We start from the raw sequence: 21,597 nt of genomic DNA, 5'->3' as shown, positions 1-21,597 counted from the left end.
GTGACTATCTAGAAGGTTTCCGCGCACCGTTCCGTCGTCGGTGCCCGCCCGGGAAAGCTATACCGCGAACGGAATCGGGCCGGCAAGGTGTGCGGTGAGCCCGATGTGCTCGAAGATGCGGACACGTGCCAGGTGCTCGACCCCCTCGGGGCCTCCCGCCGGGAGGGGCAGCGGTGGGGCGTAGATCTCGTCGATGTCAGCGGGGGAGTCCAGGGCGCCATACCTCTCAGCGGCTTCGGCGTACGGGGCGTAGCCCATGAATCTGTTGAGCCAGCTTTCCTGAGCCGCGAACAGTCCGATCATGTCCAGGCTCGATCCGACGCCACCGGTCGCGCGGGCATATCTGAACTGCAGCACGCGGTACCTGTCGTCGAAGAAGACGACGACATCGCCCAGCGCCGTCGCGAGGACAGGGACCATGTCCGGGCGGGGGAGGAACTCGCCGATCAGAGAGGAGTATCGCTCGGGGTCTATGACCCGCAGGAAGCCGTTGGCCGCGAGTCCGAATCCGTGGGCCTCCCAGAGCTCGACGAGAGCAGGCTCAACCAGGTTGCGGTATCGAGCGACGGTGGCGGATGGAACGGCGGCGACGCGGACGAAATCGCGGAAGAGCTCGATGGGCACGTCAGATGTCGTCCTCGGCTCGTTCGTGCGCGCGCATGATGCTCTCGCTGTCAGCCGAGGTCGGACGCAGGTACTTCGCGTCCTGTCTCGTTGTCGAAGAAGCGGATCGCCCCTCGGTCTCGGATGATGGCCAGGTCTGTGCCCACCGGCATGTTGAACAACGGGATCACGGCCGGCTCGATAGCCGCGATCGTGTTGAAGGACGCCACCTCGAGGTTCGACGGGTCATCGAGATATGACTCGTCGTCGACCTCGGAGAAGAACCGCCACCCGTTGTCGGACGGGTTCGACGGTGCCTCGCGAACGGCCCACTTGAGGGGCGCGCTGCCGTCGAGGACGCGCCGGGACGCTATGGACGCTCCGGACTCTCGGACGAACTCAGGAGTTGTTGAGGACATAGTTCTCCATCCTGGACAGGATTTCACTTCGGAAGGGGAGCTTTCTCGCTGCACTGAGAGGAGATAGTCCAAATCGCGACTCCGATGTGAAGTCCGGGTTCGGCTGTTCGAACCACAGATCGTATATCGGTTGCAGATCCTCGTCACTGAACTTCATCGAGATCACGTCAACAAAAGGAAGGCGACCGTTATCGTCGGCGTGATTGATGTCTGCTCTGCCCGCAATGAGACGCCGAGCGAGCCTAACGTCTTGCTCGATGTCGTGAGAGACCTGCCCGAACAAAATATGCAGCGCGGAAGCGCCGCCGTTGCCAGTGGTGTCTGCAGGAGCTCCCTGGTCGAGCAAGAAGTTGCTGATCGCGTAACGGCTTGGCAGGTGTTTGTTCTGCAGGGACATGAGAAGGAGTCCGCGTCCATTCTCGTCCGTTTTGTTAGCGTCGCCCGGCTTGAACGACTCCAAAAATTCTTCTTCCGACTTCAGGTAAGCGGTGAGGAAGATATCCATTACTCGTACTTATGGCCTCTATTGGTCGCGGGGAGTTCTGGCACGTAATTTTCTGGAGAGTTGTACCAATCGCGAAATTCTGCCGGGGTCAACTCGCCATCTACATAACGTTGCCACATCGTATGGTAGTTCTGATCCGGAACGTGGCCCATATCCCAAACGCCCCGTCGCGGCTGGCCCGGCACCCAATCGATCGGTTCGAAGGTGTGTGGGTCTCGCACGATTCCATCTGGTCCCTTCGCGCGTTCCCACACCTCCTCCACCACACCCTTCCTGAACGAGGGGCGCGATCCAGGTTTCAGATAGGGGCGGGCGTCGGCAACCGTCTCAACGACACGCTCGACCGTTGAGGCTCCATCGCCGCCGCCGACCCACCTCGTCAAGAACTGCAGCGCCTTGCCCGCCATGCTGCTGAGCTCCTCGACGAGGCCGCGCAGCTTGGTGAAGGCGTTTACGACGGTGGTGATGGTCTTGCTGATGCGCGGCACGAGCGCCGAGACCCGCGAACCGACCTGCGCGGCGATCACCGGCGTTGCGAGGCCGACCGTCGCGACCGCGGTGATGGCGGCCGAGATCGCCATGCCGACGATCTGACTGATCGCGTCTCGTACCAGGTCGTGGGTCATCTGCACGAGCGACGACGCCATCGACAACCCGGTCGAGATCGCCCCCGCCCACTGGCCCGACGTCGTCAGGTGCTGCGACAGCCCCTGCACGTGCGCGGTGTACGCGGTGATGGTCTCTCCCGACAGTCCGTCGAGGTCGGCGAGGCGGTTCCGGGCGGTGACGCCCAGTTCGTTCATGCGTGCGCCGACGTTGTTCCACGTGGCGGCGAAGGCCTGCACTTCAGCCGCGTTGCCGGTGAGGTCGTTCAGCCAGCCCTTGAGCGGTTCGATGTGGTCGAGCAACCAGCCGAGACCATTGGCGATCAGCGTGCCGATGGGGTCCATCACGGCGGCGACGGTGTCCATCGCGGCCGAGAAGCCGGCGATCCCGCCTTCGACCCAGTTTCCGCTTCGGATGGCGTCTGCCAGGGCTTGTCCATCGGTGACGATGAAGGCACCCGAGAACGCCGAGGTCGTGTCGACGGGCGCTGCGACGAGAGAGGTGCTCATCCGAGACCTCCCTCGAGACTCCTGGTCGCCTGGACCACGGCCTCTTCGTAGGCGGCGAAGTCGGCGACGACACCCCGCAACTCCTGGCCGGTGCGCTCGAGGACGCCCTCGGCGCCGTTGATGTGTTGCGAGACCGCGCTCGAGACGAGACCGACGGGTGGGACGATCCAGGCGCACATCACACCGAACGCCCCGCCGCCCAGATTCACGCTCTTCAGGGCGGCTGCCGCTTCGGCGGCGTCCGAAGCGAGCTGCTGCACGCGCGACGCGTGCTGCAGCACGACGTCGGCATCCATCCGGATCTGCGGGGTCATCGCAGGCCTCCTCGGCGCGTCACTCCGTCGTCTTCCTGTTCGGGAATGAGCTCCGCGGCCACGACGCCGACGATGGGGTCCGATTCGCCCATGATCTGGGTGGTCACTTCGAGGGTGCGGATGCGGGCGTCCTTCGTGGCCTTCGCGATCAGGTCCATCACCTCGGCGCTGACGCGGCGGCCTCCGCGCTCGAGCGCGGCGTCGGCGATTTCGAGGTCGCGGATGACCCCCGCCGCGTCCACCTCGACGGAGATGTCGCGGGTACGCGCCACCGCCTTCGCTCGGACCTCTCCGATCGCGGCTTGCAGGACCGGCAGCTTCTCGCCGCGTTCCTGCGCGCGACGCGTGTCTTCTTCGATCCGCGCGAGCGTTTCCTCCGGTGATCCGTACACGCTGTGCCCCCACCCGGGCCTCGCGCAGTAGACGTTCCTCCACAGCGCGGGGCAATCGTCACTTATCCACAGACGAGGGTAGGTCGGAATACGGCTGAACAGGATGAGAATCGTCTCATCTCCGCTCCGGGGCCGGCTCAGTCGACGAGCGCCCCTCCCGCGCGCCAGTACCCCAGGAACGACACGCGCTCGCGTGGCATCCCGAGCTCTCGAACGAGCACGCGGCGCGACGCGGCCACGACGCCGGACTCCCCGGCGAGCCAGGCGTAATCGGCTTCGGCGGAACCCCAGGCGCGGACGGCCGCTTCCGTCTCGCCACGCGCGACCACGCGCACGTCGACGGCATCGCCGAGTCGGGCGACGGTGACGTCGTCTGCGGCGTCGCCGATCTCGACGATCGCGATGCCACGGGCCTGGGGCGGGAGGGCCGCCGCGATGTTGCGGACCGCGGGGATCGCGGTCTCGTCGGCGACGAGCAGGAACCTGCCGAGGGCGGGCGGATGCCAGTGGATGCCGTATCCCGTCGACCCGTTCCGCGCGTCGGGCCCGGTGATCACGACCGATTCGCCGACGCGCGCGGCACGCGCCCACCGCGAGGCAGGTCCTTCGGGGGAGTGCAGGTAGAAGTCCACGTCGATCTCACCGGCGTCCGGACGGATCGCCGCGGGGGTGTAGGTGCGCAGGACGTTGCGCTCCGCGACCGGCAGCGCCTTCCAGCGCATGTACCACTCGGACGGGTGCGGCGTCGGCTCGTCCAGCAGGCCGATGTCCGCGAGGCCTCCGCCCGGCAGGGGCAGCACGAGCTTGATGCGCTGATCCACGCCCCACGGGGCGAAGTGATGCAGCGCGTCGCCCGCGAACGTGAGGCGCAGGAAGTTCGGCGACAGCATCTCGCGCGCGCTGATCTCGACGGCGAAGGCGCTGTACTCCCACGGGCGAGTCAGGGGAACGGTGATGTCAGGCACGGCGGCGGATCTCCGAGACGATCATGACGATGAGGTACGCGCCGCCCACCGAGACGGTGACGACGCCGACGGGAAGGGCGACCGGCAGGACGTGCTGGGCGATGGCATCGGATACCAGCAGCACCAGCGCCCCGACCAGCCCCGAGAGGGTGAGCGACAACGATGGCGAGCGCGCGAGGCGCCGCGCGATCTGCGGAGCCGCGAGCGCCACGAAGGCGATGGGCCCGGCGATCGCGGTGGCCGCGGCGACGAGCACCACCCCGATCAGCAGGGCGAGGCTGCGCACGAGGTGCGGGCGCACACCGGTGGCGGTCGCGAGGTCGTCGCCGAGCTCGAGCTGACGCAGCGACGGGACGAGGGCGAACGCCGCGAGAGCGACGGGCATCGCGCACAGCAGCACCCCGCCGAGCGCGTCGCCGGTCACGCCGTTGAGTGAACCGTGCCCCCACGCCGAGGCGAACATGGCGGTCTCGAGCTCGACCTGTAGCAGCATCCAGGTGTTGAGTGAGGCGAGCATGGCCGAGACGCCGATGCCGACCACGATGAGCCGGAAGCCCTGGATGCCCCCGCGATACGCGAGCAGCCAGATGAGGAGGGATGCCGCGAGGCACCCGACCAACGCCCCCGCCGCCCGCGCGGGCCAGGACGACGACACGAGCACCAGCGTGATCAGCATGCCCGTGAAGGCGCCGTTCGACAGCCCCAGGATGTCGGGGCTCGCGAGGGGATTGCGGGTGACCGTCTGGAACAGTGCCCCCGCGATCGCGAGGAGCGCCCCGAGGGTCACGGCCGCGAACACGCGGGGCAGCCGCCACCCGACGACGACGGTGGTGTCGAGGGCCGTGCCGCTTCCGAGGAGCGCGCGGATCACGGCATCCGGGGCCACCGGGTAGGTGCCCCACCCGAGCGAGAGCACCGCGAGGGTCAAGATGGCGGCGACGGTGGCGGCTCCCACCACGACGTTTCGGGGACGCAGACGGACACCCGCGAGACGCGGCGGGCTCAGGACGGCGGTCACAGTGCGCGGGCCCTTCGTCGGCGCGCGAGCGCGATGAGGACGGGAGCGCCGACGAACGCGGTCACGATCCCGGCCGGCACCTCGGCCGGGGCGATGATCACGCGGCCGAGCACGTCGGCCAGCAGGACGACGATCGGTGCGGTGAGGGCGCTGAGGGACAGGATGAGGCGCTGATCGGGTCCGACGATCCACCGCACGACGTGCGGCACCATCAGCCCGACGAACGAGAGGGGACCGACGAGGGCGGTCGCGGCCCCCGCGAGCACGGTCACCGAGGCGATGGATGCCACCCGCACGGCCCAGACGCGCGTGCCCTGTGCCCGGGCGAGATCGTCGCCCAACGCCAGCGCGTTGAGGGGACGGCCGAGGGCGAATGCCACGAGGAGTCCGACCACGACGAACGGCACCACCGGCACGATGACCTCGAGCCCGCGGCCGAGCAGCGACCCGGCGTTCCACCCGCGCATGGTGTCGAACGCGTCGGGATCGCTGAGCATCATGCCCGAGGTGACACCCGAGAGCACGGCTCCCACGGCGACTCCCGCGAGCACGAGGCGGATGGGGTCGGCTCGCCCGCGCCCCGCCGAGCCGACGGCCGCCACCGCGACGGTCACGACGAGCGCTCCCAGGAACGCGGGCCACACCAGAAGGAAAGAGTTCTGGATGCCGAAGACCGCGACCGTGAGAGCGACGGCGAACGCGGCCCCCGCGTTGACGCCCAGGATGCCCGGGTCGGCGAGCGGATTGCGCGAGAACGACTGCATGAGCGCGCCCGCCACCCCGAGCGCGGCGCCGGCGACGAGCCCGGCGATCGTGCGGGGGACGCGGAGTCCCTGCACGACGAAGTCGGTGTCGGGGGTGCCGGCTCCCGTGAGAGAGGCCCAGACCGCCGACCAGGGGAGGGGGTTCGCGCCCATCATGAGCGACAGCGCGACCGCGAGGGCGAGGACCGCCGCCAGGACGAGGGTTCCGGCGGCGGTCCTGCCGATGCGCGCGGGCCGGGCGGCGGGCGCCGCCTGCACGTGCGCAGACGTCATTTCGCGGAGGCGAGGAAGGTCTCGATGTCGTCGAGCACCGACTGCGCGCCCTTGGGGCCGACACCCGCGACCCACGTGCTCGTGTCGACGAGCGTCACGACGGGGAACGCCGCGGTGTTCTGCGCGATCGCGGCCGGGATCGTCGAGCGGTCGGCCACGTCGGCGGTGGTGACGAAGACGGCGTCGGCAGTGGCGCTGGCGATGTTCTCGGGCGAGATGTCGGCCTGCAGTCCGTCCTCCCACGCGTGGTCGGGGATCGTGTAGCCGACGCACTCGAGCAGGCTCCCGGCGAACGAGACCGGGCCGTAGAGGCTCAGCGTCGTCTCATCGCGCGGGCGGATCATCTCGGCGGTCTTGCCTGCGAGTTGATGCGCGGCCTTGATCTCGCCGCAGCGCGTGTCGACGGCATCCACCGCCTTCTTCACCTCGTCCTCGCGGCCGAGAGCCTCACCGATGAGGGCCGCGTTGTCGCGCCAGGGATCGGCCTGCGTGGCGATGAACACCGTCGGGGCGATCGCGCTGAGCTGGTCGTAGAGGGCCGAGTGGCGGGACTCGGTTCCGAGGATCAGGTCGGGCTTGAGCGACGCGATCGCCTCGAGGTCGGGCTCGCTGACGGTGCCGACCGGCGTGACACCCTCGACGCCGAGGTAGCTCGGCACGCCCTTGACCATGTTGGCGACGGCGGCGCCGACCGGGGTGATGCCGACCGCGACCGCGGCATCGAGCTCGAGCGGCTCGAGCGTGACCACGCGCTGGGGAGCCTCGGCCACCGTGGTGGTCCCGCGGGCGTGCGTGACCTCGTGCGTCGCGGTGTCGGTCGAATCGGAGGTGGATGCCGCGCCACTGGCGCACCCGGACAGCACGAGGACGAGTCCGGCGAAGGCGGCGAGGGCGAGGCGGGAGGAGGGGCGCGAGGGCAAGGCGAGATGTCCTTTCGAAAGGGGATGCCGCGGCTCTGGGTTAGGCAAGGGTTACCTTACTAGAAGACTGAGTGGGTCTCAGGGTGGGGTGACCGGTCTTCCGTGTCCGTGGGTCCTGATACGGTGATCGCCACACACGAATGGGGGCGTTCGGATGGTTCAGTTCGAAGATGGCGTGAAGCGGATCGGGCGGCGCGGCCTGCCGGCGTACACGGCTTAGGGGAACCCAGAATGGGCCTCGTCACAACGCGCCCACGTCTTGAAGATCCGGGAGTTTAGCCCGTTTCGCTCTTACGAGACGGTCGTCCTCCTGGGCGGTTCGCGCCGATCATCCTCCTGTTCGCGGTCCCTCCGGCGGTGATCACCGCTGCCGACGACCGGCTCGGACTGCGCCTCGTGATGGCGTCGCTCGTGATCGTGGTCTGCGCAGCTGCGGTCGTCGCTATCGTGCGTTCCCGAACGATGACGACGGGCGTGGTGCGGTTTCACGACTCATCTCACTCGTTGTGGCTGCGGCCGCCTGCATCGCCTTCCGTCGCGGTCGTGGTTCTTCTCCTCGTCCTCTTTCTTCCCGCTGTGGCCCAGGGCGCCACCGACATCCTGGGGCTCGAGACAATGCCGTCCGTTTTGGTGCGGCGTGGCCCTTACCTCCTCGCCGCGCTGGCCGCAGGCGGTCTCGTCGTGATGCTGTGGCGCCTGCGGCGTGCACCGGGGATCGAAATGACCCCGTCTGGTATCCACGGCATCCGTGGCGTGGGTCCCGTGCACTGGCGATGGGACGAGGTCGGCGAGATCACCGTTGAACCGGGGCGCGTCGCCCGCCTGGGTCTGGCGCACGCCGAGGGATCTCCCGTTTTCGCCGTACCTTTTCTCATGCTCGGATCGGACCCACAGCGCGCGGCCGCCCTCCTGCGGTTCTACAAGGACAATCCGACCGAACGACCTCTTCTCGCCGAGGGCGGCGCGGAGGCCGTCCGCCGCGCCAACGATGTCCTCCGCGCGCGGCAGGACGCAAAAGGCTGAGCCCGACGCGGGCTCTTCCTATCCAGACGGGAATCGCCACACCTATGCCGCTCACTGCCACCACGTTGAAACTTCCTGCCGACGTGCGAACGCGCGTATCTCTGAACGTGCGACAGGGAAAGGCGAGTTCTGCATTCTCGGGCGCCTACATCGCTGCCGCCGTCTGCGCTTTCTTCGCGGCGGTGTTGGGGATACCGGGTGTGCAGCTCGTCATAGCCGCGATCAGCCTGATGATCGTCGTTGCCGTGACCGGGGTCGCCATGCAACTGAGATACCTCAAGGAACGTCGTCTCCTGATCGACACCTCCTCGCCGTCGCTCTGGTTCGAACCGCGCGCTTCGCGCGGCGGCTGGATGGTGGCGGCTGCCGCGTCCACCCTCGCTCCGGCCGCGGCGATGGTCTACGGGCTCATCAACGGTCTGGCCGGAAGCGCGTCATGGTCGATCGTCGTCGGCACGAGCGTCATCGCAGTGATCGGCCTGGTGACGCTCGGACGCATGCTCTGGTCGGCTCGGCTGCCCGCGGGGCTCGAACTGACGGAACTGGGCATCCACGGCATCCGCGGTGCGGGAGACGCCCACCTGATGTGGGAGGACATCGCAGACATCGCTGTCGTCGCCGCGCCTTCCGCGAAGCTGTCGATCACGGACGCGAACGGCTCGCCCCCGGTCCTCGCCTCGATTCTGTACCTCGGAGCGGACCCGAACGATGTCGCCGTGGTGCTGCGCTTCTTCCGAGACCACCCCGAGGAGCGGAACCTTCTGACGCAGGGAGGCAAGGTGGCGCTTCGACGCGTGGAAGAAGCGCTGAACGAGCCTGTCGCCTGACCGACCCGGGGGAGTTTTCAGCCCGTTCTGCGAGGTCGCCTGCGGTGTGACCCGCGCTCAGGACACGATCACCGGCTTCACCGTCGTGCCGGCGTGCATGTCGGCGACCGCGCTTTCGATGTCGTCCAACGCGTAACGCTTCTCGAGCTTCTCGAGCGGCAGGCGCCCTGCGGCGTGCAGAGCGACGAGTTGCGGAACGAGGTCGCGCGGGTCCGCGTCGCCCATCGTGACGCCGCGGAGGATCTTGCCGGTCAAGATGCCCTGGATGTCGACGCCGATCTCGGTTCCGGGCGGTGGCGCCCCGCACACGAGGACCGTGCCGCGCACGGCCGCGGCATCGAGCGCCGTCCGGGCGACGCCCGGGTGTCCGGTGGTGTCGAAACCCAGCGACACGCCACGGCCCCCGGTCAGCTCGGCGAGGCGCGCGACCACGTCTTCGCTCGAGGCGTCGACGACGGCTGTCGCTCCGAGTTCGAGCGCCAGGTCGAGACGGCTCGCGACGCGATCCACGGCGATCAACTGGACCGGTTCGCGCAGCGAGGCCGCGATCACGGCCGAGAGCCCCACCGCCCCGGCGCCGTAGACCGCGACGATGTCGGTCGGCCCCGGATCGAGCACGTTCCACATCGAACCGAAGCCGGTCAGCACCCCGCAGCCGAGAGGAGCGAGCACGGTGAGATCGGCGTCGCCGGCCACGCGCACGACGGAGCGCTCGTCGGCGATCGCGTGCGTGCCGAACGACGACTGCCCGAAGAAGTGCCCGGCCACGGGCTCCCCGTCGCGGCTGATCCCGCCCGAGCCGTCGGCTCTCAGCCCCCCGAGCAGATTTCGGGGCAACCAGGTCTCGCAGTACGCGGGATGTACGGACACACAGGCCGCGCACGCGCCGCACGAGGTGAAGCTCAGGAGTACGGTATCCCCGGGGCTGATCCCGCGGACGTTCGCGCCGACCTTCTCGACCCGCCCGGCACCCTCGTGACCGATGATCCCCGGAGTGGGAAACGGGATGCCGCCGGCCAGCACCCCGAGATCGGTGTGGCACAGACCGGTCGCGGTCAGTCGCACGAGCACCTCGCCCGGGCCCGGATCGGCGTACTCGACGTCGGAGACGACGATCCGGCCGTCGGCCTCGACGACAGCCGCGCGCCCCGCGGTCATGCGGCACCGCCCAGGTCGAAGACGATCGAGTGGGCCTTCTGGTACGACTGCAGCGCCTCGGGCCCGCCCTCTCGTCCCCAGCCCGACGCCTTGACCCCGCCGAACGGCACCGAGGGATCGAGCACCGCCCACCCGTTGATCCACGTGATGCCCGCCCTCAGTCGCGCGGCCACGCGGTGCGCCCGCGCGAGATCGGCGGTCTGGATGCCGCTGGCCAGGCTGTAGGGAGTGCCGTTGGCGAGGGCGACGGCCTCGTCTTCGGTGTCGAACGGCTGCACGGTGAGCACGGGACCGAAGACCTCGTCGACGACGACCTCGGCGTCGGGGGCCACGTCGGCGATCACGGTGGGAGCGTAGAAGAAGCCCCCGTCGCGCTCGACCGCGTGGCCTCCGGTCACGACCCGCGCCCCGGCGGCCCGAGCCCGCTCGACCAACGCCGAGACCTTGTCGAGCTGCGTTCGGCTCGCGAGCGGGCCGATCACCGTCGCAGGATCCGCGATGTCACCGAACGGCACTCGAGGGACGACGTCTTTCAGGATGCCGAGTACCACGCCGTACAGGGGACGCTCGACGAGCAGGCGGGGACCGGCCATGCAGAACTGGCCGGCGTTGAAGACGAACGCGGAGATCACCGTGTGGATGGCGCGATCCAGGTCGGCATCCGCGAAGAGGATGTTGGCCGCGTTGCCGCCGAGCTCCGCGGTGAAGGGGGTGAGGCTGCGGCCGGCGAGCCCCGCCGCGTGGGCTCCGATCTCGGTCGACCCGGTGAAGGCGACCTTGTCGACGTCGGGGTGAGCCACGAGGTGATCGCCGAGGGTCGATCCCGGGCCCGTGACGACATTGAAGACGCCTTCGGGCACTCCGGCGTCGCGCAGGATCTCGGCCATCAGCAGAGCGCTCAACGGGGTGTCGCTCGCGGGCTTGTGCACCACGGTGTTGCCCGCCGCGAGGGCCGGGGCGATCTTCGTGCTCGACAGGATGAGGGGGAAGTTGAACGGCGTGATCGCCGCGACCACCCCCAGCGGCTCGGGGCGCACGTACGCGTGGGCCGCGGCCGTGATCTCGCGGACCTCGCCGTCGAGGCGGTGGCCGAGGGCCGCGTAGTACTCGTAGAGCTCAGCGGCGTTGTTCACATCCACCACCCGCGCGAAGGTGATGGGCTTGCCGACGTCGAGGCTCTCGAGCTGCGCGAGTTCTTCGGCGCGCTCGCGCATCAGCGCGTAGGCGCGTTGCAGCACGCGGGCACGCTCGCGGCTCGACAAACGCGGCCACGGGCCCTCATCGAACGCCCGGCGGGCCGCGGCCACCGCGGCGTCGACGTCGGCGACACCCGCGCGAGCCACGTCGGCGATCTTCTCGCCGGTGGACGGGGCGATGACGTCCATGCGGCCGCCGTCCGCGGCATCCGTCCACTCCCCGCCGATGAACAGTCGACCGACGGTCAGCGTCGTGACGCTCACTTCGCCACCTCCGTCGGGGCGAGGGCGTCGGCGAGGACCCCGGCGAACCACGCCGGGTCGTCCTCGAACGGGGTGTGCCCGGTGTCGACGCGCACCACGTCGGCACCGGAACGCGAGACGAGGTGCTCCTGGAACGCGGGAGGCACCAGCTCGTCGCGCTGAGTGAGCACATAGGTCGTCGGCTTCGCCTTCCACGCGACGCGGGTCACGGGCGAGGTGAACGCGCCGAGCGACTGCGGGTGGAACGTGTCGGCGATCTCTTCCGCGAGCTCAGGGGGCACCCCGGCCGGCAGGTCGGCGGTGATCATCGCGATGCGCTCCTCGCGGGAGCGCCCCATCGAGACCTTGCCGTCGGCGATCCCCCAGAACTCCGGGATGCCGCCGCCCACCGCCTGCTGGAGCGTCTCGCCCTCGTCGAGAGCGAACGCGGCGATGTACACGAGACGCTCGACCGCCGGGTGGTCACCGGCCTGGGTCGCGGGGATCCCGCCGTAGGAGTGGGCGATCAACGTCACGGGGCCGTCTGCGGCGTCGAGCTTCTCGGTGATCGCCGCGGCATCGGCGTACATGTCGACCGTGCTGCCGATCGTCGGCAGGGCCACGGTGTCGACAGAGAAGCCCCGCGCGCGCAGCTCGGCGCCCAGCCGGTCGAACACCCACGGGCCGGCCCAGGCGCCGTGGACGAGAAGCAGACGGGGAGGGGAAGGGGTCATGCGGACTCTCCTCGGACGGGGGCGACCTCGGTGTCGCCGCGATCAGTGTCGAACGCCGGACGGAGCAGCGGTATCCGTAGGACTACCGAACGCTCGCGAGCGTCGACTGGAACCAGGCCGCGATCTGCGCGCGCGAGGTGAACCCGAGCTTGGCGAGGATCCGCTGCACGTGCGTGTCGATCGTGCGCACCGACAGCACGAGGCGCTCGGCGATCTCGCGGTTGCTGAGCCCCTCGTGGATGCCGGCGGCCACCTCGCTCTCTCGAGCGCTGAGCCCCGCCGCGGGGCGCCCGGGTGCGCCCGCGAACATCGCCGCCTCGGTCGGTGTGAGGCGTTCACCCACGGCCGACAGGCGCCGGAACGCCTCGTCGCCGAGCCGCTGACGGACGGTCGCCACGCAGCGATCGTGCTCGGCGAGCATGTGCGGACCGTGCACGTCGATCCCGGAGTCGATCCGGCGCCACCAGCTTCGTGCGGCTCCCAGCAGCACGGCCGTGCGCTCGCTCGGTGCGCGCGCGGCGTCGATCCAGCTCAACAGTTCGAGCACGAGGCAGTCGCCCACGGGATCGTCGATGCCCTGCTCCATCTCGAGCGCCGCACGGGCGTGCGCCTCGGCGTCGTCGAGATCCCCGGCGGCGTAGAGCGCCAGGGCGATCGCCCACACCGACAGAGATCTCAGCCATCTCTCGCCGATGGCCTCGGCGTGCCGCAGTCCCTCGCGCGCCGGGGTCTCGGCATCCGGTCTCTGCAGCTGCAGAAGGGCCACCGTGAGTTGGAACTGCGCGAGGAGCGCCTCTTCGGGATGCCCCAGATCGTGCGCGAGTCGGATCGAGTGCGTGAATCCGGCGACCGCCCGCTCGCCTTCGCCGGCGAACAGCGCGCGGCTTCCGCTGCACCGCCGCCACTCCACCTCGTGCAGACCCCTCTCGGCGGCCGGGAGCTCGTCGCGCAACGCCCAGGCGTCGTCGAGCAACGCCTGCGTTTCGGCCAGGGCGCCCTGCAACACGCTCAACCACGCGGCCACGAGCAGCGCCGGCGCCCGAGCGGCGGGGGAGGCGTCGGGCAGGGCCAGCACGCGCCGGGCCCACCGTCGTCCCTCGGGGAGGAAACCGCCGACGCCCCAGTGGTAACGGAGGTCGGTGAAGAGCCCGAGCGCCGTATCGGCGTCGAGGGTCACGGCCGTGCGCAGAGCGGCATCCATCTCCGCCCGGTCGGCGCGCTGCCCCGCGAGGATCAGCCGCTGCGCCGGGCCGTACCAGTGCGTGCGCGCCAGCCGCGCGAGGCCGCGGTAGTGGTCGAGGTGTCGACGGACGTGGAGCACCTGCTCACCCGATTCTTCGGCTCGATCGCGCCCGTACCCGCGAATCGTCTCGAGCAGCCGGTAGCGGCCCGATTCGCGGTCCGCTTCGACGAGGGACTGGTCGATGAGCGCGTCGAGGGTGTCCACGGTCGTCGCCTCGTCTCCGCCCGCGACCGCGACCGCGGCCGGCAGGTCGAAGGAACCCGAGAAGACGCTCAGGGCGGCCCACAGCGCTCGCTCGGCGGGTGTGCACAGCTCGTGGCTCCAGTCGACCATCGCGCGCAGCGTCCGTTGGCGCGACACAGGGGCGCGGCCGCCGGTGCGCAGCAGCGTGAAGCGCTGCGAGAGCCGCCGGGCCAACTCGGCGATCGAGAGGGTGCGCAGACGCCCCGCGGCCAGTTCGATCGCGAGCGGAAGACCGTCGAGCGCGCGGCACAGGTGCGCGGCCACGGCCCGGTCCTCGCTCGAGGGCGAGAATCCGGCGTCCGCGGCACGCGCGCGAGCAAGGAGCAGGGCGACCGCCTCGGCGGGTTCGCCGTCCGTGTCGTCGGTGGCCAAGGGCGGCACGGGGAACACCTGCTCGCCGTCGACATCGAGGCGCCGCCGACTGGTCGCCACGATCGTCACCTGCGGAAGGGCGTCGAGCAGCTCATCCACGAGCGAGGCGACGGCGTCGATGAGGTGCTCGCAGTTGTCGAGCAGCAGAAGAGTGCGATCGTCGGCGAGCACATCGACGATGAACTCCACCGGCTCGCGCGTCGACAGCTCTCCGTACGGCAGCGCCTGAGCGATCGCGTCGGCCACGCGCCGCGGGTCGCTCACCCGGTCGAGGGCGACGAACACCACGCTCATCGACATTCGAGAGGCGTGCGCGTTGACGGCGCGCGCCGCCAGTCGCGTCTTGCCGACCCCGCCGACTCCGGTCAGGGTCACGAGGCGATTGCGCGAGAGCGCGCCGGAGAGATCGTCGAGCTCGCGGCGGCGGCCCACGAACTCGCTGCGGGGCTCTTTGATCACGGGGGAGCGTCCTTGCGTCCGGGAACCCTCATTATCCGTCGCCGATCGATTCAGCGGAATGCTTCCGCTGGCGATTGCGGGGTTTCGCGCAGAGCCGGGACGCGCGGCGCCCCGAACGACAGCCGCGGACCCCGCGTGCCCGGTCCGCCTGGCGCACTGCGATCGAGAGTCGTCGCCGTCGGCCCGCCCGTCTCGCGCGGATCCGGCGAAGCCTCAGCTCAGCCGCTGCAGCATCCGCGCGGCGAGGAACCGGGCACGCCCACGGGGGCTCAGCGGGTCGTACCCGAGCTGACGCGTCCACGTCTCTTGGCGCGACTGCAGGCTGCTGTGGTGCATCGACAGACGTGTCGCCGCCGCTCGGATGCTCTCGCTGTCGATGACCACGTCGAGGGCTTCGACAGCACGGGCGTCGAGAGCGTCGAGAGCCTCGACATCGGGATGCCGCGGGGCCGACGCCTCGAACGATCGCGCCAGCAGGATCAGCACGCCGAGGTCGGCGGCATCCATCACCCGGTGTCGGTCGTCGGCGAGGCGCAGCGCGAGACGGGCGTCGGCGCAGGCGCGGGGGAGATCGTCGAGGTCGCTCGCGACGCTCGTTCCGACGGGTCCGTCCGCGGGCACGACGTCGCCGAGGCCGATCCACACCGCTCCCTCGTTCGTCGCCAGGACGGTGGATGCCGTGAGTGCGTGGGGGGAGGTGGGCGGGGCCGCCACCACGCGCACCGCTCCGCTCAGGCGCAGGCGATGGGCGGCGGCCTCGCGATCCACCCGTGAGGTCGTCGCGTCGATCACGCGTTCGACCGCGCTCATCGTCGGGTCGGCGCGCGCGACGATGATCGAGAGGGCGACCTGCGCGCGGTCGACGATCATGGCGTCGTTCAGGCCTGCGCCGTCGGGGCGTTCGAGCCACACGCGCGGCGCGTCGGCGGCATCCGCTCCCTCGGGCTCTCGAGGTGCCGTGCGCGCACCGTCGGCGTCGACGCCGATGAGCCGCCCGCGCACCCGCGCGCCGGCGGGGACCCCGCTCAGGATCGCCGCGGCTCGCACGACCGACTCGACTCCCGCGCCCCCGGCCACGAGCGAGTCGAAGTATCCGATGATCTTCACCGACTCGCTCGCGGCGGGGTCGAGCACCTTCAGTCGTCCCGCGAGCTCTTGCATGGGTCACTCCCTCGTCGCGCCCAGCCTAGAACCGCCCGTCACCCGAGGATCCGTCGGATCCACCGGTCGCGCGCCTCGACGGCGTCGTGCGAGAGGGCGGCCTGCGGCGCGAATCCCTCGAAGGCGTGGAACGCTCCGGGCCAGACGTGCAGCTCGGCCTGTCCACCGGCCGCCCAGATGGCCGAGGCGTACGCGACGTCCTCGTCGCGGAACACCTCCGCGCTCCCGCAGTCGATGAACGCCGGGGGCAGGTTCGACAGGTCGGTGGCCCGCGCGGGCGCGGCGTAGATCGAGACGTCGTCGGTGCCGCGGCGTTCACCGAGGAGCGCGTTCCAGCCCAGCAGGTTGCTGCCGCGGTCCCACACGCCGACGCCGTCGATCTGGTGCGTCGACACGGTCGCATCGCGGTCGTCGAGCATCGGGTACATCAGCATCTGCCCGAGGAGGTGGGGTCCCCGCCGGTCGCGGGCGAGCAGGGCGACACCCGCGGCGAGACCGCCGCCGGCGCTGCCGCCGGCGATGAGGAGACGCTCGTGCTCGATCCCGAGCTGTTCGGCGTTCTCGGCCGTCCACACGAGCCCCGCGTAGCAGTCCTCGACGGGGTACGGGTCGGGGAACTCGGGAGCGAGGCGGTACTCGACGGTGACGACCACGGCGTTGTACCGGTGGATCCACTCCGCGAACGCTTCGACGGCCGTGAACCTGTCGCCCATGATCATTCCGCCGCCGTGGGTGTGGAAGATGCCGGGTCCGGTGCCGGTGCGCCCCTTCGCCTCGATGACCGAGACGACGATCTCGGCGCCCTCGTAGCCCGCGATCGTGACGTCGCGGGACTGCAGCTGCGCGGACTCGAGGATCTCGGCGGGCGTGGGCAGGCCGGGCAACGTTCCGCCGCGCAGCGCGGGGAGCATCTCGGCGGTCAGGGTGGGCGGAACCATCTGGCCGATCACCTCGAGCATGGGGCCGAGCTCGGGGTCGAAGGGCGGGCGGGGCAGGATGCCGGAAACGGTCACGGTGACTCCTTCGTCGGGGACGCCGCGTCGCGTCCGCTTCGATCATGGGGCGCGGCTCCCGGTGCGCGTCCCCGCCGGGCGGCGGGAGAAAGCCGGGAGGAGGCCGCCGGGTGGCGGGAGTGGGGCTCGGACCGCCCCGCCGCGGCTAGTCGCTCGCCTTCTCGATACCGCGCGCGCGGATTTCTTCGAGGTCGAGGCCCGCGAGGATCTTCCGCGCGATGAGGTCGTCGATCGTGCCCTCGCGGCGCAGGCGGAGCAAGACCTCGCGTTTGCGTTCGAGGACGGCGAGACGCAGTCGCTGCGCCTCTTTGTGTCGCAGCAGCGGAGAACGCTGCGTGACGTCGATGTCGTCACTGACCGCGATCATCTGGAGGGGGCCGGTGAAGGCGGTGCCGTCGTCGTCCGTGCCCTGTGGCGCGCGTTCGGTGCGGCGCTGATCGAGGTCGGGTCCGTCCGGAGGGACGGGACCGGTCGACGAGGCGTCGTCGAACGAGGCGTCGAGCTCGGCGAGGTCGCGCTCCTCGATCGCGCGCTGCCGTGCCACCGCCCGGGCGTTGGCGAGTTCGAGCCGTTCGTAGCCCTCGCGGCGCGCGCGGTCGCGCACCCGGTCGCTGATGCCGTGCTCGGCCGCGAGATCGTCGAGGGCCGCCAGGGCGGCGCCCGAGATCGCGCGCTCCGCCAACTCGTACTCTTCGATCGCGGCGTCGTCGGTGGGGAGTTTCGCCCACTTGATGACCGCCGGCAGCAGCGGCCCCTGCACGAGCAGGGTGAGCACGATGACACCCGCCGTGACGAAGACGATGGCGTCGCGTCCGGCCACCGGGTCGCCCGCAGCCGTGGTGACCGGCACCGACAGGGCGATGGCGAGCGACACGGCTCCGCGGAAACCGGCGACGGTGCTGACGATGCGCGATCGATGCCGCAGCGACCGCGACGATCCCGCGGCGGGCCGCGAGAACGGCGAGAACATCCACTGGAACAGGTACCGGACGACGAACAGGGCGATCCACGCGGCCACGGTGACGAGCAGCAGGATGCCGATCTCCGACCCCGAGATCTCGTGCAGCACGAGCTGCACCTCGAGCCCGATCAGCACGAAGAGGGCGCCGTTGAGGAGGTAGACGCCGAAGGGCCACGTGGCATCCGCCGCCCTTCTCGACATCGCCGTCGTGATGCGCGGCGACACCCACGCCATGATGAGGCCCGCGAACACGACGGCGAGCACGCCCGAGGCGTCGATGAGCTCGGCGATCAGGAACGACACGAACGGCACCAGAACCATCGTCAGGTTGATCGTCAGGGTGGACTGCATGCGCCGCAGGGCGAAGAACGCGGCGGCCGCCACGGCGATGCCCGCGGCGGCTCCACCGAGGTACGACAGCAGCACCATGCCGGTGATCTGCAGCGGGGTGATCTGGTCGCCGAGCAGCAGAGCCACGGCGATCGCGTAGAGCACGAGGGCGGTGCCGTCGTTCGTCAGGCTCTCGGCCTTGAGCTTCATGAAGGTCTTGGCGGGCAGCAGGCGGCCGAGGGCGGCGACGGCCGTGGCGTCGGGCGGGGCGACCGCGGCGCCCAGCACGAGAGCGGCCTCCCACGGCACGCCCATCAGCGTCGCGACGCCCGCGACGGCGAAGGCGGATGCCACCACGAGCAGCGTGCTCATCGGGATGATGTAGCGCAGCGAGCGGCGCACCGACCGCAGCGACGTCGTCCACGCCTCGCGGAACAGCATGACGGGGAGGAACAGCAGCAGTACCGTCTCGGGCGGCAGTTCGATCTGGCGCAGCTCGGGGATGAAGCCGAGCGCGAGGCCGATGACGAGCAGCACCAGCGGTGTGGCGACGCGCAGCCGCGGAGCCAGGACGGTGCCCACGAGCATCGCCACTCCCAGCAGAACCGTGATCTCGAGTCCTTGCATGCCTGCCGCCTTCCGCCGTGCCCCTGAGCACAGCGTAGAGAGGGTCGCGGACATTCCCGATCTCTTGCCCGCACTAAACTGTCCGGACGGTTCGGAGATGGGGGATCTTTGATGTCGCTCGGCGGAAACAGGGGAGCCACGATGCGGCGGGAGGTCATCGTGCCGCCCGCCCTTTACCTGCCCCTGGTGAGTGATCCCGAGGGGCGCGGCCAACTGGCTGTCGTTCAGAAGCTCGTCGACGGTCGGCGCGGGTTGCTCGCGTACACGGCGCTGGACAGGCTCGCAGACGCATGCGGGCGCGAACAACCGTGGATGCTGCTGATGACCTCGGAGCTCGATCGCATTCGGCAGATGCAGCCCTTCGACGTCGTCGCATTCGACCTCGACATACCCCCTCAGTCACGTCGGGGAGGGCGACTCGGATGAGTGACGCGATCTACGTCGACCGCGACAACATGGTGCGGCGGATGGGTCTCGTCGTCGACGAAGTCGACCGTCTCGACGCGGCGCTGGCCTCCCTTCCGCCCGCGGCCGACGGCGGGGCCGCTTCCGCGCTCATCGGCTTTATCGCCGGCGCTGCGGCGGAGGCGGCAAATGAGTACGCCGGGGCGGTGCGCCTCGTCGGTGCGGTGACGGAGAGCGTGCTCGACGACGTGCAGGCGACGGAGGATCAAATGCAGAGCGAGATCTCTCGACTCGAAGAGGGGCTCGCGGACTGATGCCGATCGACGCGAGGATTCCCGGCGACCCGGCGAGCGTGCGCGCCGTCGCGGAGTGGCTCGAGCGCGTGAAAGAGGCGTACACGGGCGCCGACCTCGAGCTGACCTACCTCTGGGGTGACTCGAACAACTACTGGACGGGCGAAGCGGGAACCGCGTGGAGGTCGGTGGTCGGCGACATCCGCAACCGAGCGGATGGGGTGTCAAGCTACCTCAGCGATGCGGCAGAGGTGTTCCGCGCATACTCCGCTCGACTAGAGCGCGCGCAAGAAGACGTCGCCACGCTCCGCATTCAAGCGGATGCCGTCGGCCTCGACGTCGTTGGAACGACCGTGCTGCCGCCGACGACGTCCCTGTCGTACTGCCCGGGTCCCGGCGCGCCGGACGCCGACCTCGAGGCGTATGACCAGTACGTCTCGCTGATCGCGAGCTACAACGACCTCGGCGCGCAGATCGGCACGATGACCGGCGAACTCGACGCGTGGGTCGGGGAACACATGGCTCCGCTCATCGCTCGTGTCGAGGGCTTGCAGAAGCTCTCCGGCACGGTGTCGGCCATCGCGGCCAAGGGCAACGAATCCCTCGCGACATCCGTGCTCGACGGGTACGAGAGCTTCTACGATCAGACGCTGAGCACCTGGCGCAAAGACCACGATTCTCTCCAGTCCGCGGCGGAAACCTTCCGCGACCAGCTCCGGTCCGGTAACCCGGCACTGCGGGCGGCGGCCGAGGCGGCGGACCCTCACGGAATGCGAGCGGGGGTGGAGGAGCTGGCGGAGCAGATCGGCCGTGTGTCGCGCGTGACCCGCGTGCTCCCCATCGCCGGCAACGTGATCGACGTAGTCTCCCTCGCCGCGGATGTCGCAGAGGGCGGTTCGCTCAGCTCCGGCGTCGCGGAGATCGCGGGAGGCATGGCCGGCGGTGCGGGAGGTGCGGCGGCCGGTGGGGCTGCGGCAGCCGCCCTCGGAAGTAATCCGGTCGGGTGGGTCATCGGCGGGACGGTCATCGGCGGCCTAGCCATCGGAGCCGGAGCAAGGTGGCTGTGGGAGGCCGCGGTCCCCCTCGACTCACGCGAAACCGTCGACGACTTCTTCACCGGGCGTCAGCCGCGGTTGGAAGGATATGTTCCTCCGTCCCCCCGATCGCAGCCGAATCAAGGAGTGAACTGACTGTGGCCATCAGCACGACGTCTCCCCGACTTCCGTCCCCCGACCCGCGGATTCCCGTCTTCCCGAACGGCCGGCGCCCCACCTGGCTCGTCGCCGTCATAGTTCTGTTCGCCGTGCTGCCCGTGCTCATGGCCGTGGCCGATGACCGACTCGGGCTGCGCTTGGTGATGGGAGCGCTGACCCTCACCATCCTCGGGGCCGCGGCCTGCCTGCACGTGCTTTTCGGCACGATCCAGGAACGCCTCCTACGCGTCGACCAGTCGGCATCCGGGATCTGGTTCCGTCCGGCGCCGGCCGCGACCGCGGTGCCGTTCGTGCTCGGCGGCCTGCTGCTGCTACCCGCGGTCGCGCAGATCGTGGTCGACATCGCGGACCTGCCGACGATGCCGTCGTTCCTGCTCACGCGCGCGCCGTATGCCCTCGGACTGCTCGGCGTCGGCGTGATCGTGATGAATGCGGTGCGTCTGCGTGAGCCGGCGGGCTTGCACGTGACGGCCGAGGGGCTCAGGGGTATCCGCGGTCGCGGTCGGGTCGACTGGGCATGGCACGAACTCGCCGAGGTGGGGGTCGGGGCCGGCCCTGTCGCGAAACTGCATCTCATCGCCGACGGTTCCGGTCCGCGAGTCGAGGCGCCTATGCTCGCGCTCGGATCCGATCCGAATCAGGTCGCCACCGTGGTGCGATATTTCCGCGAGGTGCCCTCAGCTCGCGCGACCCTCCAGGGTCCCGGAACCGTCGCTTTGCGCGGCGTCGACGACGCGCTCCGCGCTCGTGAGGGCTGAGCACGCCTCATAACCGCCGTGATCCGCATATCCTCAGCCGGGGACACCC

The 21,597-nt window shown here is 69.9% G+C and carries 23 protein-coding genes; 6 read left to right on the top strand and 17 right to left on the bottom strand.

The features are described from left to right. Nucleotides 1-57: 57 nt before the first annotated feature. The 10 genes from AB6V31_RS04430 to AB6V31_RS04385 form a co-directional block, all read right to left on the bottom strand. Complete coding sequence (locus AB6V31_RS04430) at nucleotides 58-624, bottom strand: GAD-like domain-containing protein (RefSeq protein WP_369364319.1); 567 nt, start codon at nucleotides 622-624, stop codon at nucleotides 58-60. Between the two features lie 50 nt (nucleotides 625-674). Then, nucleotides 675-1,022, bottom strand: coding sequence for a DUF2185 domain-containing protein (locus AB6V31_RS04425; protein WP_369364317.1), 348 nt, complete (start codon nucleotides 1,020-1,022; stop codon nucleotides 675-677). Beyond that, nucleotides 1,003-1,527, bottom strand: a complete 525-nt coding sequence (locus AB6V31_RS04420; protein ID WP_369364315.1) for a hypothetical protein — start codon at nucleotides 1,525-1,527, stop codon at nucleotides 1,003-1,005. Before AB6V31_RS04420 ends, AB6V31_RS04425 begins: the two co-directional genes overlap by 20 nt. Beyond that, nucleotides 1,527-2,642 carry a GH-E family nuclease gene (locus AB6V31_RS04415; protein ID WP_369364313.1) on the bottom strand — a complete coding sequence of 372 codons (1,116 nt, stop codon included), beginning with the start codon at nucleotides 2,640-2,642 and terminating at the stop codon, nucleotides 1,527-1,529. The genes AB6V31_RS04420 and AB6V31_RS04415 overlap by 1 nt, the downstream gene beginning before the upstream one ends. Continuing rightward, entirely contained in the window at nucleotides 2,639-2,956 is a 318-nt protein-coding gene (locus tag AB6V31_RS04410) for a hypothetical protein (protein ID WP_369364312.1), read from the bottom strand. Before AB6V31_RS04410 ends, AB6V31_RS04415 begins: the two co-directional genes overlap by 4 nt. Beyond that, entirely contained in the window at nucleotides 2,953-3,348 is a 396-nt protein-coding gene (locus tag AB6V31_RS04405; protein ID WP_369364310.1) for a YbaB/EbfC family nucleoid-associated protein, read from the bottom strand. The genes AB6V31_RS04410 and AB6V31_RS04405 overlap by 4 nt, the downstream gene beginning before the upstream one ends. A 137-nt stretch (nucleotides 3,349-3,485) precedes the next feature. Next, nucleotides 3,486-4,313 carry a siderophore-interacting protein gene (locus AB6V31_RS04400; RefSeq protein ID WP_369364309.1) on the bottom strand — a complete coding sequence of 276 codons (828 nt, stop codon included), beginning with the start codon at nucleotides 4,311-4,313 and terminating at the stop codon, nucleotides 3,486-3,488. Further along, nucleotides 4,306-5,331 (bottom strand): FecCD family ABC transporter permease, encoded by a 1,026-nt coding sequence (locus AB6V31_RS04395; protein WP_369364308.1) that lies wholly within the window; start codon nucleotides 5,329-5,331, stop codon nucleotides 4,306-4,308. Before AB6V31_RS04395 ends, AB6V31_RS04400 begins: the two co-directional genes overlap by 8 nt. Next, the gene (locus tag AB6V31_RS04390) at nucleotides 5,328-6,368 is read right to left on the bottom strand and encodes a FecCD family ABC transporter permease (RefSeq protein ID WP_369364306.1); all 1,041 of its coding nucleotides are present in this window, start codon (nucleotides 6,366-6,368) and stop codon (nucleotides 5,328-5,330) included. The genes AB6V31_RS04395 and AB6V31_RS04390 overlap by 4 nt, the downstream gene beginning before the upstream one ends. Then, nucleotides 6,365-7,288 carry an ABC transporter substrate-binding protein gene (locus tag AB6V31_RS04385; protein WP_369364304.1) on the bottom strand — a complete coding sequence of 308 codons (924 nt, stop codon included), beginning with the start codon at nucleotides 7,286-7,288 and terminating at the stop codon, nucleotides 6,365-6,367. The genes AB6V31_RS04390 and AB6V31_RS04385 overlap by 4 nt, the downstream gene beginning before the upstream one ends. 357 nt (nucleotides 7,289-7,645) lie before the next feature. Here AB6V31_RS04385 and AB6V31_RS04380 point away from each other — a divergent pair, with 357 nt between their 5' ends. Beyond that, nucleotides 7,646-8,311, top strand: coding sequence for a hypothetical protein (locus AB6V31_RS04380; RefSeq protein WP_074694291.1), 666 nt, complete (start codon nucleotides 7,646-7,648; stop codon nucleotides 8,309-8,311). A gap of 200 nt (nucleotides 8,312-8,511) precedes the next feature. After that, complete coding sequence (locus tag AB6V31_RS04375; protein WP_369364302.1) at nucleotides 8,512-9,138, top strand: hypothetical protein; 627 nt, start codon at nucleotides 8,512-8,514, stop codon at nucleotides 9,136-9,138. 57 nt (nucleotides 9,139-9,195) lie between these two features. Here the strand turns inward: AB6V31_RS04375 and AB6V31_RS04370 are convergent, their stop codons facing one another. From AB6V31_RS04370 to AB6V31_RS04340, 7 genes are all read right to left on the bottom strand, one after another. Further along, nucleotides 9,196-10,296: an NAD(P)-dependent alcohol dehydrogenase gene (locus AB6V31_RS04370; protein ID WP_369364301.1), complete on the bottom strand. Its 1,101-nt coding sequence runs from the start codon at nucleotides 10,294-10,296 to the stop codon at nucleotides 9,196-9,198. Beyond that, nucleotides 10,293-11,756 (bottom strand): aldehyde dehydrogenase, encoded by a 1,464-nt coding sequence (locus AB6V31_RS04365; RefSeq protein ID WP_369364300.1) that lies wholly within the window; start codon nucleotides 11,754-11,756, stop codon nucleotides 10,293-10,295. The genes AB6V31_RS04370 and AB6V31_RS04365 overlap by 4 nt, the downstream gene beginning before the upstream one ends. Then, a complete protein-coding gene (locus AB6V31_RS04360; protein WP_074694295.1) occupies nucleotides 11,753-12,469 on the bottom strand; it encodes an alpha/beta fold hydrolase in 717 nt (238 codons plus the stop codon). The genes AB6V31_RS04365 and AB6V31_RS04360 overlap by 4 nt, the downstream gene beginning before the upstream one ends. An 82-nt stretch (nucleotides 12,470-12,551) precedes the next feature. Beyond that, nucleotides 12,552-14,786 (bottom strand): LuxR C-terminal-related transcriptional regulator, encoded by a 2,235-nt coding sequence (locus AB6V31_RS04355; protein ID WP_369364298.1) that lies wholly within the window; start codon nucleotides 14,784-14,786, stop codon nucleotides 12,552-12,554. A 213-nt stretch (nucleotides 14,787-14,999) separates the two neighbouring features. Next, nucleotides 15,000-15,947, bottom strand: a complete 948-nt coding sequence (locus AB6V31_RS04350) for a hypothetical protein (protein WP_369364297.1) — start codon at nucleotides 15,945-15,947, stop codon at nucleotides 15,000-15,002. A 38-nt stretch (nucleotides 15,948-15,985) separates the two neighbouring features. Then, nucleotides 15,986-16,960 carry an alpha/beta hydrolase gene (locus AB6V31_RS04345; protein ID WP_256335512.1) on the bottom strand — a complete coding sequence of 325 codons (975 nt, stop codon included), beginning with the start codon at nucleotides 16,958-16,960 and terminating at the stop codon, nucleotides 15,986-15,988. A gap of 145 nt (nucleotides 16,961-17,105) precedes the next feature. After that, on the bottom strand, nucleotides 17,106-18,878 hold the full coding sequence (locus AB6V31_RS04340) for a Na+/H+ antiporter (RefSeq protein WP_369364295.1): 1,773 nt from the start codon (nucleotides 18,876-18,878) through the stop codon (nucleotides 17,106-17,108). A 111-nt stretch (nucleotides 18,879-18,989) separates the two neighbouring features. Between AB6V31_RS04340 and AB6V31_RS04335 the strand changes: the two genes are divergently transcribed. Genes AB6V31_RS04335 through AB6V31_RS04320 form a run of 4 tightly spaced genes read left to right on the top strand, consistent with a single transcriptional unit; the run spans nucleotide 18,990 to nucleotide 21,548 of the window. Continuing rightward, entirely contained in the window at nucleotides 18,990-19,304 is a 315-nt protein-coding gene (locus AB6V31_RS04335) for an SAV_915 family protein (RefSeq protein WP_369364293.1), read from the top strand. Then, entirely contained in the window at nucleotides 19,301-19,597 is a 297-nt protein-coding gene (locus AB6V31_RS04330) for a hypothetical protein (protein WP_056227596.1), read from the top strand. The genes AB6V31_RS04335 and AB6V31_RS04330 overlap by 4 nt, the downstream gene beginning before the upstream one ends. Next, nucleotides 19,597-20,766: a hypothetical protein gene (locus AB6V31_RS04325; protein WP_074694299.1), complete on the top strand. Its 1,170-nt coding sequence runs from the start codon at nucleotides 19,597-19,599 to the stop codon at nucleotides 20,764-20,766. The genes AB6V31_RS04330 and AB6V31_RS04325 overlap by 1 nt, the downstream gene beginning before the upstream one ends. Nucleotides 20,767-20,768: 2 nt before the next feature. Beyond that, nucleotides 20,769-21,548, top strand: coding sequence for a hypothetical protein (locus tag AB6V31_RS04320; RefSeq protein WP_369364291.1), 780 nt, complete (start codon nucleotides 20,769-20,771; stop codon nucleotides 21,546-21,548). Nucleotides 21,549-21,597 lie beyond the last annotated feature (49 nt).

Origin of the sequence: Microbacterium sp. 16-032 (assembly GCF_041079455.1) — a bacterium.
GTDB lineage: Bacteria > Actinomycetota > Actinomycetes > Actinomycetales > Microbacteriaceae > Microbacterium > Microbacterium testaceum_A.
This window is presented reverse-complemented; position numbering and strand designations above follow the sequence as displayed.

What these genes read in the sequence shown, in the direction of transcription:
- AB6V31_RS04360 (WP_074694295.1), bottom strand. Translation starts at nt 12,469, where the DNA reads ATGACCCCTTCCCCTCCCCGTCTGCTTCTCGTCCACGGCGCCTGGGCC.
- AB6V31_RS04420 (WP_369364315.1), bottom strand. Translation starts at nt 1,527, where the DNA reads ATGGATATCTTCCTCACCGCTTACCTGAAGTCGGAAGAAGAATTTTTG.
- AB6V31_RS04410 (WP_369364312.1), bottom strand. Translation starts at nt 2,956, where the DNA reads ATGACCCCGCAGATCCGGATGGATGCCGACGTCGTGCTGCAGCACGCG.
- AB6V31_RS04415 (WP_369364313.1), bottom strand. Translation starts at nt 2,642, where the DNA reads ATGAGCACCTCTCTCGTCGCAGCGCCCGTCGACACGACCTCGGCGTTC.
- AB6V31_RS04350 (WP_369364297.1), bottom strand. Translation starts at nt 15,947, where the DNA reads ATGCAAGAGCTCGCGGGACGACTGAAGGTGCTCGACCCCGCCGCGAGC.
- AB6V31_RS04325 (WP_074694299.1), top strand. Translation starts at nt 19,597, where the DNA reads ATGCCGATCGACGCGAGGATTCCCGGCGACCCGGCGAGCGTGCGCGCC.
- AB6V31_RS04335 (WP_369364293.1), top strand. Translation starts at nt 18,990, where the DNA reads ATGTCGCTCGGCGGAAACAGGGGAGCCACGATGCGGCGGGAGGTCATC.
- AB6V31_RS04390 (WP_369364306.1), bottom strand. Translation starts at nt 6,368, where the DNA reads ATGACGTCTGCGCACGTGCAGGCGGCGCCCGCCGCCCGGCCCGCGCGC.
- AB6V31_RS04330 (WP_056227596.1), top strand. Translation starts at nt 19,301, where the DNA reads ATGAGTGACGCGATCTACGTCGACCGCGACAACATGGTGCGGCGGATG.
- AB6V31_RS04425 (WP_369364317.1), bottom strand. Translation starts at nt 1,022, where the DNA reads ATGTCCTCAACAACTCCTGAGTTCGTCCGAGAGTCCGGAGCGTCCATA.
- AB6V31_RS04340 (WP_369364295.1), bottom strand. Translation starts at nt 18,878, where the DNA reads ATGCAAGGACTCGAGATCACGGTTCTGCTGGGAGTGGCGATGCTCGTG.
- AB6V31_RS04370 (WP_369364301.1), bottom strand. Translation starts at nt 10,296, where the DNA reads ATGACCGCGGGGCGCGCGGCTGTCGTCGAGGCCGACGGCCGGATCGTC.